The 13,071-nt window shown below is 64.7% G+C and carries 13 protein-coding genes; 8 read left to right on the top strand and 5 right to left on the bottom strand.

The window, feature by feature from the left end:
* Positions 1 to 14: 14 nt before the first annotated feature.
* Both FHW58_RS22465 and purB read right to left on the bottom strand, forming a co-directional pair.
* Positions 15 to 542, bottom strand: coding sequence for a cytochrome b (locus tag FHW58_RS22465; protein ID WP_179675406.1), 528 nt, complete (start codon positions 540 to 542; stop codon positions 15 to 17).
* A gap of 132 nt (positions 543 to 674) precedes the next feature.
* Positions 675 to 2,051, bottom strand: a complete 1,377-nt coding sequence (gene purB / locus FHW58_RS22460; RefSeq protein WP_179675405.1) for an adenylosuccinate lyase — start codon at positions 2,049 to 2,051, stop codon at positions 675 to 677.
* A 105-nt stretch (positions 2,052 to 2,156) separates the two neighbouring features.
* On the opposite strand from purB, the gene FHW58_RS22455 reads away from it, so the two are divergent.
* The 6 genes from FHW58_RS22455 (at position 2,157) to FHW58_RS22430 (ending at position 10,367) form a co-directional block, all read left to right on the top strand.
* The gene (locus FHW58_RS22455; RefSeq protein ID WP_179675404.1) at positions 2,157 to 2,765 is read left to right on the top strand and encodes a glutathione S-transferase family protein; all 609 of its coding nucleotides are present in this window, start codon (positions 2,157 to 2,159) and stop codon (positions 2,763 to 2,765) included.
* Between the two features lie 16 nt (positions 2,766 to 2,781).
* On the top strand, positions 2,782 to 3,816 hold the full coding sequence (locus tag FHW58_RS22450) for a LacI family DNA-binding transcriptional regulator (RefSeq protein ID WP_179675403.1): 1,035 nt from the start codon (positions 2,782 to 2,784) through the stop codon (positions 3,814 to 3,816).
* Between the two features lie 129 nt (positions 3,817 to 3,945).
* Positions 3,946 to 6,252 carry a TonB-dependent receptor domain-containing protein gene (locus tag FHW58_RS22445; RefSeq protein WP_179675402.1) on the top strand — a complete coding sequence of 769 codons (2,307 nt, stop codon included), beginning with the start codon at positions 3,946 to 3,948 and terminating at the stop codon, positions 6,250 to 6,252.
* On the top strand, positions 6,242 to 8,104 hold the full coding sequence (locus FHW58_RS22440) for an alpha-amylase family glycosyl hydrolase (RefSeq protein WP_179675401.1): 1,863 nt from the start codon (positions 6,242 to 6,244) through the stop codon (positions 8,102 to 8,104). Before FHW58_RS22445 ends, FHW58_RS22440 begins: the two co-directional genes overlap by 11 nt.
* Complete coding sequence (locus FHW58_RS22435) at positions 8,101 to 9,039, top strand: PfkB family carbohydrate kinase (protein ID WP_179675400.1); 939 nt, start codon at positions 8,101 to 8,103, stop codon at positions 9,037 to 9,039. Before FHW58_RS22440 ends, FHW58_RS22435 begins: the two co-directional genes overlap by 4 nt.
* The gene (locus FHW58_RS22430) at positions 9,036 to 10,367 is read left to right on the top strand and encodes an MFS transporter (RefSeq protein ID WP_179675399.1); all 1,332 of its coding nucleotides are present in this window, start codon (positions 9,036 to 9,038) and stop codon (positions 10,365 to 10,367) included. Before FHW58_RS22435 ends, FHW58_RS22430 begins: the two co-directional genes overlap by 4 nt.
* On the opposite strand, the gene bfr is transcribed toward FHW58_RS22430, so the two are convergent.
* The gene (gene bfr, locus FHW58_RS22425; RefSeq protein ID WP_179675398.1) at positions 10,368 to 10,844 is read right to left on the bottom strand and encodes a bacterioferritin; all 477 of its coding nucleotides are present in this window, start codon (positions 10,842 to 10,844) and stop codon (positions 10,368 to 10,370) included. It lies immediately after the preceding gene.
* Between the two features lie 228 nt (positions 10,845 to 11,072).
* On the opposite strand from bfr, the gene FHW58_RS22420 reads away from it, so the two are divergent.
* Entirely contained in the window at positions 11,073 to 11,609 is a 537-nt protein-coding gene (locus tag FHW58_RS22420) for a pyridoxamine 5'-phosphate oxidase family protein (RefSeq protein ID WP_179675397.1), read from the top strand.
* Positions 11,610 to 11,616: 7 nt separating this feature from the next.
* Here FHW58_RS22420 and FHW58_RS22415 read toward each other — a convergent pair whose 3' ends face one another.
* Together FHW58_RS22415 and FHW58_RS22410 are read right to left on the bottom strand one after the other, a co-directional pair.
* The gene (locus FHW58_RS22415; protein ID WP_229265452.1) at positions 11,617 to 12,318 is read right to left on the bottom strand and encodes an energy transducer TonB; all 702 of its coding nucleotides are present in this window, start codon (positions 12,316 to 12,318) and stop codon (positions 11,617 to 11,619) included.
* On the bottom strand, positions 12,318 to 12,539 hold the full coding sequence (locus FHW58_RS22410) for a bacterioferritin-associated ferredoxin (RefSeq protein ID WP_179675396.1): 222 nt from the start codon (positions 12,537 to 12,539) through the stop codon (positions 12,318 to 12,320). Before FHW58_RS22410 ends, FHW58_RS22415 begins: the two co-directional genes overlap by 1 nt.
* Positions 12,540 to 12,804: 265 nt before the next feature.
* Here FHW58_RS22410 and FHW58_RS22405 point away from each other — a divergent pair, with 265 nt between their 5' ends.
* Entirely contained in the window at positions 12,805 to 13,071 is a 267-nt protein-coding gene (locus FHW58_RS22405; protein WP_179675395.1) for a FeoA family protein, read from the top strand.

The raw sequence follows: 13,071 nt of genomic DNA, 5'->3' as shown, positions 1-13,071 counted from the left end.
GTGGGGGGGTGGGATTACAGCGGCAACATGCGCTTCAGCGTCACGTCGCGGTCGATGAAATGGTGCTTCAGCGCGGCCAGGGCATGGGCGACGACAGCAGCGGCCATGGTCATGGTCAAAACATAATGGACATTTTGTAAAACTGGCTTAAGCTCGGCATTGGCTGCCATCACCGCCGGCATCTGCCACAGGCCGAGGTAGACCACCGGCACGCCGGCGGCGTAGGTGTAGAAGTAGCCGGAGATCGGCACCGCGAAGATCAGGAAGTACAGCAGGTAGTGCATGCCTTCGGCGATCTTGTGCTGCCAGTCCGGAATCGACGCCAGCTTGGCCGGCGGCTGGTGGGTGACGCGCCACAGCACGCGCAGCACGGCCAGCGCGAAGACAGTGACGCCCATCCACTTGTGCCAGGAGAAGTACTTCAGCTTGGTGGGCGAGAAGCCGTGGATGGCAACCATCGACAGGCCGAGGAAGAAGGTGGCAATGATGAGCAAGGCAACTAGCCAATGCAGCAACATGGCAATTTTGGTATAGCGTGGCATAAAAGCGGCTCCGAAGAATTAGTACGTGTTAGAACTAAATATACCAAAGAAATCCCATTTGCGCTTGCCGAGACGAAAAAAAGCCCCGGACGTCGCCGGGGCTTTTAGTGTAGTGCAATTTTATTACGCGGATCAGATGGCTTTAGCCAGAGCCGCCGCGAGGCCGGTGTAGTTGGCCGGGGTCATGGCCAGCATCAGGTCCTTGGCTTCCTGCGGCACGGCCAGGCCGTTGATGAATTCCTGCAGCGCGGCTTTGGAGATGCCTTTGCCGCGGGTCAGTTCCTTCAGCTGCTCGTACGGGTTGGCGATGCCGTAGCGGCGCATCACCGTCTGCACCGGCTCGGCCAGCACTTCCCAGTTGGCGTCGAGGTCGGCTTCCAGGCGCTGCGGATTGACTTCCAGCTTGTTCAGGCCGCGCAGGCAGCTGTCGTAGGCCAGCAGCGCGTAGCCGAGGCCGACGCCGATGTTGCGCAGCACGGTCGAGTCGGTCAGGTCGCGTTGCAGGCGCGACACCGGCAGCTTCTCGGACAGGTGTTTCAGTACCGCGTTGGCCAGGCCCAGGTTGCCTTCCGAGTTTTCAAAGTCGATCGGGTTGACCTTGTGCGGCATGGTCGACGAGCCGATTTCGCCGGCCTTCAGCTTTTGCTTGAAGTAGCCCAGCGAGACGTAGCTCCAGATGTCGCGGTTCAGGTCCAGCAGGATGGTGTTGGCGCGCGCGAAGGCGTCGAACAGCTCGGCCATGTAGTCGTGCGGTTCGATCTGGATGGTGTACGGGTTGAACACCAGGCCCAGGCGCTGCTCGATGACGTTCTTGGAGAACGCCGGCCAGTCGAACGACGGGTAGGCCGACAGGTGGGCGTTGTAGTTGCCGACCGCGCCGTTCATCTTGCCCAGAATCTCAACCTGTTCGATGCGCTTGATGGCGCGCTGCAGGCGGGCCACAACGTTGGCCATTTCCTTGCCCAGCGTGGTCGGGCTGGCGGTCTGGCCGTGGGTGCGCGACAGCATCGGCAGTTCGGCGTTGGCGTGGGCGATTTCGGTCAGCTTGGCGATCACCTTGCGCAGCGACGGCAGCATGACGCTGTCGCGCGCGGCCTTCAGCATCATGCCGTGCGAGGTGTTGTTGATGTCTTCCGAGGTGCAGGCGAAGTGGATGAACTCCGACGCGGCCACCAGTTCCGGCACATCCTTGACCTGCTCCTTCAGCCAGTATTCCACCGCCTTGACGTCGTGGTTGGTGACGGCCTCGATTTCCTTGATGCGGGCGGCGTCGGCTTCGGTGAAGTCGGCGGCCAGCTTGTCCAGCAGGGCGTTCGCCGCGGCCGAAAACGGCTTGATTTCGGCGAAGCCGGCCTGCGACAGCGCTTGCAGCCAGGCGATTTCTACTTTGACGCGGTGGTGCATGAAGCCGGATTCGGACAGGATGGGGCGCAGCAGATCGGTTTTACCGGCGTAGCGGCCATCCAGTGGCGACAGCGCCGACAGCGTGGAGTAAGGAGTAGTGGTCATGATGGAAAGAACGGGAAGTTGAAAGAGCAGACCGTGATTTTACCATTGGCCGACGACCACCCCGCCGATGTTATACTGGGGCTTGTTCTTCCTCTCTAAGTGTCTATGAAACTCATCGGTTCCCTCGCCAGTCCTTATGTCCGCAAGGTGCGCGTTGTTCTGGCGGAAAAAAAGCTCGATTACCAGTTTGAACTGGAGAACGTGTGGGCGGCGGACACCACCATCAGCCAGCTGAACCCGCTCGGGAAGGTGCCGAGCCTGGTCATGGAAGATGGCACGGTGATGATCGACTCGCGCGTCATGGTCGAGTACCTCGACACGCTGACCCCGGTCTGCAAGCTGCTGCCGCCCAACGGCCGCGACCGCGCCGACGTCAAGTGCTGGGAAGCGCTGGCCGACGGCATGATCGACGCCGCCGTCAGCGTGCGCCTGGAGCGCACCATGCGCCCGAAAGAGCTGCAGAGCGAGGAATGGATGGCGCGCCAGATGCGCAAGGTCGAGCTGGGCATGAAGTCGCTCTCGGACAAGCTGGGCGACCAGCCGTACTGCACCGGCATCCATTACTCGCTGGCCGACGTGGCGGTGGGTTGCACGCTGGGCTGGCTGGCGTTCCGCTTCCCGGACATCACCTGGCGCGACGATTACCCCAACTTGGCGCGGCTGTACGACAAGCTGTCCGAGCGCCAGTCGTTCAAGGACACGGTGCCGGCCTGACGGGCGGCCGCCTTTCATGCCCAAATCCACGCCGCCAGAGGCCGAGAGCCGGCGCCTGCAAATGGCCGACATCGCGCGGCTGGCCGGCGTGTCCACCTCCACCGTCTCGCGCGCGCTGGCCGGCAGCAAGCTGATCAGTGAAGAGACGCGCACCCGCGTCATGGAACTGGCGCGCTCGCTCAAGTACAACATCAACATCGGCGCGCAGAACCTGCGCATGAAGCAGAACCGCACCGTGGGCGTGGTGGTGCCGTACGACCCGGCCACGCGCCAGCACCTGTCCGATCCGTTTTTCCTGTCGATGCTGGGCAGCCTGGCCGACGCGCTGACCGAGCAGGGCTTCGACATGCTGGTGTCGCGGGTCGACGCCAGCGAACTGGACGCCGCCGCCGCGCCGTTCGACACCGGCCGTGTCATCGGCATCGTGCTGATCGGCCAGTGGCGCCACCATGACCAGCTGAACCAGCTGGCGGCGCGCCATGTGCCGATCGTGGTGTGGGGCGCGCAATTGCCGCAGCAGCTGTACTGCACCGTCGGCGGCGACAACCTGGCCGGCGGCGAGCTGGCCGGCGCCCACCTGATCGCGCAAGGGCGCCAGCGCATCGCCTTCTTCGGCGACATCAACCTGCCGGAAATCGGCCAGCGCCACGAGGGCCTGTGCAACGCCTTGCGCAAGGCCGGCATGGCGGTCGATCCGCAATGGCTGATCCCGGCCTCGTTCGTGCCGGACGGCGGCCGGCTGGCGGTCGAGCAACTGCTGGCCAGCGGCGTGCCGTTCGACGCCATCTTCGCCGGCAGCGACCTGATGGCGATGGAAGCCATCAACGCCCTGCGCCAGCGCGGCATGGACGTGCCGGGCCGCGTGGCCGTGGTCGGCTACGACGATATTCCTCTCTCCAGCTACTTCCACCCGCCGCTGACCACGGTGCGCCAGCCGATGCCGGAGGCCGGCCGGGCACTGGTGGCGTCGCTGCTGGCGCTGGCCGACGGCCAGGCCGCGCCATCGGTCCGGCTCCCCACCCAACTGATCATCCGCGCCAGTACTGTGTGATTGATGCAACCGATTGCATCGCGGCTGAAAGCCGTTACAAAAAAGTATTTTGCATTTCAATGCAATCGATTGCATAATGCGTTCACCTGCTTAATAAAGCAGCAAAAACGACAATACTGGAGACGACACATGGAACATCGCACCCTTAAACTGGGCGGCATTGCCGCCGCCGTTGCAACCGCTGTCCTGCACCTGTCCGCGAGTGCGCAGGAGGCCGCGCCGGCCGCGGCCCCGGCCGACGGACTGAACATGGAACGCGTGGTGGTCACCGGCACCAGCGGCGCCTCGTCCAAAATGAAGAGCAGCGTGTCGATTTCCACCCTCGAAGGCGACGCCATCAAGAACGCCGCGCCGCTCAGCGCCGCCGAAGTGCTGCGCTCGGTGCCGGGCGTGCGCTCGGAATCGTCGGGCGGCGAGGGCAACGCCAACATCACCGTACGTGGCGTGCCGATTTCGGCCGGCGGCGCGCGTTACGTGCAGATCCAGGAAGACGGCCTGCCGGTGCTGCAGTTCGGCGACTTCAACTTCACCACGCCGGACAGCTTCGTCAAGATCGACGGCACGCTCGACCACCTGGAAGTGGTGCGCGGCGGCTCGGCCTCGACGCTGGCGACCAATGCGCCGGGCGGCATCGTCAACTTCATCACCAAGACCGGCGAGGAGAAGGGCGGCCACATCGGCATCAGCCGCGGCTTGGGCTATGACGAGACGCGCTACGACTTCGACTACGGCGCGCCGATCTCGGACAAGACCCGCTTCTTCATCGGCGGCAGCTACCGCACCGGCGAAGGCGTGCGCAACACCGGCATGAGCACCGAGGACGGCGGCCAGATTCGCGGCAACATCACGCATGACCTGGACAATGGGTGGATCCGCCTGTCCTTCAAGCACCTGGACGACAAGGCGCCGACCGCGCTGCCGGTGCCGGTGACGGTGGTGAACCAGCAGATCCGCGAAGTCCCCGGCATCGATCCGCGCACGGTCAGCTTCTACTCGCCGTACTGGGTGCGCGACGTGGTGCTGAGCAAGAACAACACGCCGGTATCGACCGACATCAACGACGGCCTGCACGTGAAGAGCAACACCTTCGGCATCGAAGGCTCGTTCGATCTGGGCGATGGCTGGAATCTGAGCGACAAATTCCGCACCGCGAATAACAGCGGCCGCTTCGCGGGCGTCTTCGCCGGCAACAGCGGCACGCTGGGCAATTACGTGTTTGCCACCGGCCCGCAGAAAGGCCAGGCCTACAATGGCCGCGCCTTCTCGGCCGTGGTGTTCAATACCTCGATCGACGATGCCGGCAACACGCTGAACGACACCAAGCTGGCCAAGACCTTCAAGCTGGCCGACGGCAGCAAGCTGACCACCACCGCCGGCTTGTACCTGTCGACCCAGAAGCTGGGCCTGACCTGGAACTTCAACGAATACCTGATGCAGGAAACCGGCGCCAAGCCGGCGCTGCTGCAAACGTCGAGCGCCACGCCCGGCCTGGTCGGCCCGGCCTTCGGCGGCTGCTGCTCGCGCGCGGTGGACATGGAATACAAGTTCACCTCGCCGTACGTGAACGTCGGCTACGAGACCGGCCCGCTGAGCGTGGACGCCAGCTTCCGCCAGGACCGCCAGCAGGCCACCGGCACCGCCAACATCGCCACCGCGTCCGCCGCGGCCGGCGGCGCGCTGCGCTACGATCCGGCCACGCAGCAGTTCATCGACTACAAGCTGAATCACAATTCGTACTCGGTGGGCGGCAACTACGCGTTCACCAGGAACCTGTCGGTATTCGCGCGCGCCAGCGACGGCGTGGCGTTCAATGCCGACCGCATCTTGTTTGGCACGCCGCTGGACGGCACGGCGCCGATCAACATCAACACCGTCAAGCAGATCGAGGGCGGCGTGAAATGGCGCAGCGGCGGCGTGAGCACCTTCGTCACGCTGTTCCAGGCCAAGACCGACGAGAGCAACTACGAAGCGACCACCCAGCGCAGCACTTCCAACAAGTACGACGCCAAGGGCGTGGAGCTGGAGGGCGCGTACAGCGCCGGCGGCTTCCGCGTTACCGGCGGCATGACCTACACCGACGCCAAGATCACCGGCACGGCGCCGGCGGACGTGGCCAACATCGGCAACACGCCGCGCCGCCAGGCCAGGTACATCTACCAGATCGCGCCAAGCTACAGCTTCGAGAACGCCACCGTCGGCGCCAGCCTGATCGGCACCGGCAAGTCGTGGGGCGACGATGCGCACACCATCATCCTGCCGGCGTATGAAGTGGTCAATGCTTTCGTCAACTACAACCTGACCATGAAAGCCACACTGTCGCTGAGCGTGAATAATTTGTTCAACAAGATCGGCTACACCGAAGTGGAAAGCGACGGCCACGCCGCGCGTTCGATCTCCGGCCGTGCCGCCAAAGTCAGCCTGACCTATGCTTTCTAACGTGATGTCGGATCGCCTGCTCGCGGTCCTGCCCGATGCGCTGCGGGCGCAAGCCTTGCGGCGCCTGGCCGTGCACGAGCCGGTGCTGCGCAAGCTGCTGGCCGGCCTGTATGGCCAGCAGGCGGATTTCGACGCCTGGCTGGGCGCCTTGATGGCGTCGCTGGGCGAGTTGTACGCGGCGCGCCCGGCGCCGTTGCGGGAGCTGGATGCGCAACGCGAGGCGCAGCCGGAATGGTTCCTCAGCCAGCGCATGCTGGGCTACTGCGCGTACGTGCAGAACTTCGGCGGCACGCTGAACGGCGTGGCGGAGCGCATCCCGTATCTGCGCGAGATGGGCGTCAGCTATCTGCATCTGCTGCCCTTCCTGCGCGCCCGCGAGGGCGAGAATGACGGCGGCTTTGCCGTCTCGGATTTTGATGACGTGGAGCCGGCGCTGGGCAGCAATGCCGATCTGGTGGCGCTGACCACGCGGCTGCGCGAGGCCGGCATCAGCCTGTGTTCGGACTTCATCCTGAATCACGTGGCGGACGACCATGCATGGGCGCTGGCCGCCAAGGCCGGCGACGAGCAGGCGCGCGCCATGTTCCTGTGCTACCCGGACCGCGAGATGCCGGACCGCTACGAGCGCACGCTGGGCCAGGTGTTCCCGCAGGTCGCGCCGGGCAATTTCACGCCGGCGCTGGGCGGCTGGGTGTGGAGCACTTTCTACCCCTACCAGTGGGACCTGAACTACGCCAATCCGGCGGTGTTTTCGGCGATGGCGGCGACGCTGCTGCGCCTCGCCAATCGCGGCATCGAGGTGTTCCGCCTGGATTCCACGGCCTTCCTGTGGAAGCGCGAAGGCACCAACAGCATGAACCAGCCGGAGGCGCACCAGATCCTGCAGGCGCTGCGCGCGATCGTCGACATCGTCGCGCCGGGCGTGCTGCTGAAGGCGGAGGCCATCGTGCCGACGCGCGAGCTGCCGGCCTACCTGGGCAGCGCCGACGCGCGCGAATGCCACATCGCGTATCACAGCAGCCTGATGGCGGCCGGCTGGCTGGCCTTATCCGAGCAGGGCACGGGCGTGCTGCGGGAAGTGATCCGCAACACGCCGACGCTGCCGCCGTCCGCCACCTGGCTCAGTTACGTGCGCTGCCACGACGACATCGGCTGGAACGTGCTGCGCGCCGAGGCGGCGGCCGATGGCAGCGACGCCACGGCGCGACTGGCGCGCGCGTCGCGCTTCTTCGCCGGCGCCGAGGGCAGTTACGCCGCCGGCGCGGCGTTCCAGAGCACCGATCCCAACGCCGCCCACGGCAGCAACGGTTCCGCAGCGTCGCTGGCGGGCCTGGAGCGCGCCGACTCGGAGGCCGCGCGCGCGCTGGCGCTGCGCAGGCTGCAGCTGCTGCACGGCCTGGCGCTGAGCTTCGGCGCCTTGCCGGTGCTGTACATGGGTGACGAGCTGGCGATGGAAAACGACTACAGCTACCGGCACCGCCCGCAGCATGCGATGGACAGCCGCTGGCTGCAGCGTCCCTTGTTCGACCAGGCGCGCTGGCGGGCGCGCGACGATGCCGGCGACAGCGCCGGCCAGATGTACCAGTCGCTGCTGCGCATGGTGCGGCTGCGGCGCCAGCACGACGCACTGGCGGCCAACGCCCCGCGCACCTTGCTGGACGACGCGCCGGACGCCGTGCTGGCGCTGGCGCGCGGCGAACGCTTTGTCACCCTGATGAATTTTTCCGGCGAACCGCAGGCCTATGCGCTGCAAGGCCGCTGGACCGACTGCATGGACGGGAGCATACTGGATGGCGCGCTGACGCTGGCGCCGTATGCGATGCATTGGCTGGAACGTGGAGCGACAGCATGAGCAAACAAACCATCGCCGTTTTTGGCGAGGCATTGGTGGACGATTTCGTCACCGAACAAGTGGTGGGCGGCGCGCCGTTCAACGTGGCGCGCAATCTGGCGGCGTTCGGCGTCGCCACGCTGATGGTCACGCGCATCGGCGCCGACAAGAACGGCGCGCGGATCTGCGACGAATTCACGCGCTTCGGCATGAGCGAGGCGGGCTTGCAGGTCGATGAGCGCGGCGCCACCGGCCGCGTGGTGGTCGAGCGCAGTGCGGGCGGCCACCGCTTCATCATCCTGCCCGACCAGGCTTACGATTACGTGGACACCGACCAGGCGCTGGCGGCGCTGGCCGCCGCCCAGCCGCGGGTGATCTATTTCGGCACCATGGCGCAGCGCCACGCGCAGTCGCGCGCCGCCTTGCGCGCCATGCTGGACGCCAGCGACGCGCAGCGCTACCTGGATCTCAACGTGCGCGAAGGCCAGGTCACCGAGCGCATCGCCCACGAGTCGCTCAAGCTGGCGGACATCGTCAAGGTCAACGAGGACGAGCTGAAGGACCTGTTCCGCTGGTACACCCACACCCAGCCCGGCACCGCCGCCGACAGCCCGGAAATGCGCGACGCCTGCCTGACGCTGATGCGCAGCTTCGGCCTGCAAGGCCTGATCGTCACGCTGGGCGAACGCGGCGCGATGTATTTCAGTGCCGACGGCGCGGTGGTCGCCAACCACGAGTGTCATGCGCCCGAGCGCATGGTCGACACGGTGGGCGCGGGCGACGCCTTCTCCGCCGTGTTCCTGTTCGGCCAGTCTCAAGGCTGGCCGATCGCAACCACACTGGCGCGCGCCAACGCGTTTGCCGGCGCCATGTGCGGCATCTCCGGCGCGGTGCCGGCGGACATGGCTTTCTACGCGCCGTGGGTACTGGCCTGGCGCGCGGGAGAGGACGCATGAAACCGCGCCTGTCGTTCTGGCAGATCGTCAACATGAACATTGGATTCTTCGGCATCCAGTTCAGTTTTGGCCTGCAGCAGAGCAGCATGAGCCCCATCTACAAATACCTCGGTGCCGATGAAGCCAGCCTGCCGTACCTGTGGCTGGCCGGACCGATGACCGGGCTGCTGGTGCAGCCGCTGATCGGCGCCATGAGCGACCGCACCGTCACGCGCTGGGGCCGGCGCACGCCGTACTTCCTGATCGGCGCCATCCTGTGCAGCCTTGGCCTGCTGGCCATGCCGTTCAGCCCCACGCTGTGGATGGCGGCCAGCCTGCTGTGGATACTGGACGCCGCCAACAACGTCACCATGGAGCCGTACCGCGCCTTCGTCAGCGACAAGCTGGCGCCGCAGCAGCATGCGGTCGGCTTCCTGACGCAGAGCGCCTTCACCGGACTGGGACAAACGCTGGCCTACCTGACGCCGTCGCTGCTGGTCTGGCTGGGGATGAACAAGGACGCCGTCAACGGCAGCCATATTCCGCACATCGTCATCGTCGCCTTCATGATCGGCGCGGTGTTCTCGATCGCCTCGGTGCTGTGGACGCTGAAGACCACCAAGGAGAATCCGCTGACCAGCGAAGAGCTGCAAGCCCTGCGCGCCAGGCCGTCCGGCTGGCGCCACGCGCTGGGCGACATCGCCAGCGCGGTGCGCGAGATGCCCGCTACCATGCGCCAGCTGGCTTGGGTCAAGCTGTTCCAGTGGTACGCCATGTTCTGCTACTGGCAGTACATCATGCTGTCGCTGGCGACCACCCTCTACGGCACCACCGACCAGTCGTCGCAAGGTTTTCGCGACGCCGGCCTGCTGGCCGGGCAGGTGGGGGCGTTCTACAACTTCATCGCGTTTGTCGGCGCGCTGGCGCTGGTGCCGTTCACGCGCCGTTATGGGCCCAAGCTCACGCACAGCGCCTGCCTGGCGCTGGCCGGCGTGGCCATGTTCAGCATCCCGATGATACACACGCCGGCGCTGCTGTTCGTGCCGATGGTCGGCATCGGCCTGGCATGGGCCAGCATCATGGGCAATCCGTACGTGATGCTGGCGGGTTGTATTCCACCGGAGCGCACCGGCGTCTACATGGGCATCTTCAACATGTTCATCGTGATCCCGATGATCATCCAGATCTTCACGCTGCCGCTGTACTACCGCAGCCTGCTGGGCGCCAATCCGGAGAATGTGATCCGGCTGGCCGGCGTGCTGATGTTGTGCGGCGCGGTGGCGGTGCTGATGGTGAAAATAAAAAAGCCGCAAGCAAGCTTGCGGCCTGTGGGTGAGCCGGCGCTGTAATTACTCGTCGCCACTCATCTGGCTTTGCAGGTAGTTCTGGATGCCCACTTTGCCGATCAGGTCGATCTGGGTTTCCAGCCAGTCGATGTGTTCCTCGGTGTCTTCCAGGATCATCAGCAGCAGGTCGCGCGACACGTAGTCGGCCGCCTTCTCGGCGGCGGCAATGCCTTCCTTGACGGTGATCTGCGCGCCTTTTTCCAGCTTCAGGTCGCAGTTCAGCATCTCCTCGGTGTTCTCGCCGACCAGTATCTTGTGCATCGCTTGCAGGTTGGGCAGGCCGTCCAGCATCAGGATGCGGTCGATCAGCTTGTCGGCGTGCTTCATTTCGCCGATCGATTCTTCGTACTCTTTCTTGCCGATCTTTTCCAGGCCCCAGTGCTTGTACATCTTGGCGTGCAGGAAGTACTGGTTGATCGCGGTGAGTTCGTTGGTCAGCTGTGCGTTGAGCAAGCGGATGACTTCTTGGTCGCCCTTCATGGGATGGTCTTTCTGTGATGGTTGCGAATGGCGCCATTGTGCCATGAATGCCATGGGCTGTGTGGCCAATGTCTGATAATTTCGGCGAACTACCCATTAAGTTCGGTGATTGAGAGCGCTGGCGCAAATGAAAACCATTAGCATTCGTAGTGGTGGCAGTGTGCGTCATCCCACTGTGCCGCCGGGCTGGCGCCGTTACCATCAAAGCTCAACCTTCAGGAGCTCACCATGGATTCGATCAACGCTAATCAACCAGAACACAATCACCAGGACTTGGTCGGTGAAGACGCCGTCCGCAAGATCCGCGATTTCGTCGACAGCACCCCGGGCTGCTTCTTTTGCACCAGCGACGCCAGCGGCGGTCCCGGCGACGCGCGGCCGATGACGGCGCTGCAGGTCGATGAGCTGGGCAATCTGTGGTTCATCAGCGCCAGCGACAGCCTGAAAAACCAGGAGCTGGCGGCCGACCCGTCGGCCACGCTGTACTTCCAGGGCTCGGCCCATTCCGAGTTCATGCACCTGGAGGGCATCGCCACCGTGCTGCGCGACCCGGTCAAGATCAAGGAGCTGTGGAGCTTCACGATGAAAACGTGGTTCACCGGCGGCGAGGACGATCCGCGCGTCACGCTGATCAAGTTCGCGCCGACCTACGGCTATTACTGGGATACCAAGCACGGCAAGGCGGTGGCCAGCGTCAAGATGCTGCTGGGCGCCGTGATCGGCAAAACCCTCGACGATTCCATCGAGGGCAGGCTGGACCTGTGAGCCGGGCCTAGCCGAGCTGGAAGTTCACCGGCACCAGCACGTACACGGGGATGGCCTTGCCGTCCTCGATGAACGGCTTGTACAGCGCGCGCAGCGCGGCCTGGCGGCCGGCTTCATCCAGGTTGGCGGAGCCCGATGATTTGTGCACCGTCACCTGTTCCGCATTGCCTTTTTCCCCGATCAGCACGCGCAGCATCACGATGCCGGTTTCGCCCATGCGTTTGGCGATGCTGGGATAGACCGGCTGCGGCGCGCGGATGTATTCCACCGCCGAGACCGTCCTGGGCGCCACCGGCGCCGGCGGCGCGGCCGGCGCCACCTGCGCGCTGGCCGGCGCGGCCTGCGCCGGTGCCGGATCGGCCGGGCGCGCTGGCGGCGGCGGCAGCGTGATGGTCGGCTCGGTCTGGACGATATTCATCTGCGGCAGCGGCGGCACAAAGGTCTGCTTCGGCTGCGCCAGCGGCACTTCCTTGGGCTGCGGGGCCGGCTTCAGCGGCTCCGGCGCGGCCACGAAGGTGACATTCACCACCCGCGGCGTGACCGCCTGCGTGACCGAGCGCAGCATGCCCGAATAGCCGAGGTAAAACACCACCACATGACCCACGACGATCGCCGCCAGCGGCGTCAGCTGGCGACGGCGCTTGCGCGCGCCGCCTTGATCGCCGGCGGACAGCGAGGTCGCCCGGCTGTAGGTCAGGGTGTTCATCATCAGTTGGAGAAGACCGGGCGTTTCAGCACCGTTTCCTGGATATTGGCGGCAGCGGCGACGGCCAGTTGTTCGTTGAGGATCTCTTCCGCGCAGGAGAAGCACTGGCCGCAGCACGTGGCCACGCCCAGCGCGTCACGCAGCTCGTCCATCGACGTGATTCCCAGTTCCATGGCTTGACGGATTTCGCGATCGGAGATGTTGTTGCACACACAAACAATCATTGATGCACCTTCTGGCTAGGCAAAATAAGGCAAAGAGGCAATAAGGCCCGGTTAAGACTCTTCTGACATGATTGCTAGTAACTTAATGCGAATCATTATCATTAAGCGTATACTGCCCTATTTTTCAGCGGTATGCAAGCTAAATAGAAGTCATTCGCATTACCGTTTATAATGCTAGTATTCATTCCGGCGGGAACGCACCATTGCATCCCCGCCGGCAGCGCCGCAGCCCTCCTTGCCAGCGGCCCTACGACTGGACTTTGCCATGACGCACGCTGTTCCCCCGATTACCCTCGACACCATGCCGGTCGGCGCGACCGCGACCGTGGTGCACGTTTCGCCTGGCGCCATCGCCGATGGCGGCGCCGGCCTGGCGCGCCGGCTGATGGAGCTGGGCTTTGTGCCCGGCGAAAAAATCCGCATGCTCAAGCGTGGCATGCCGGGCGGCGAACCGCTGGCGATCAAGGTCGGCAACGCCACTTTTGCCTTGCGCCGCTTTGAAGCCGCGCTGGTGTCGATTCAACCGGAATAA

This window comes from Duganella sp. 1224, from assembly GCF_013408245.1.
Taxonomy (GTDB): domain Bacteria; phylum Pseudomonadota; class Gammaproteobacteria; order Burkholderiales; family Burkholderiaceae_D; genus Rugamonas.
The sequence above is the reverse complement of the archived record's forward strand: the minus strand, read 5'-3'. Positions and strand labels throughout refer to the sequence as shown.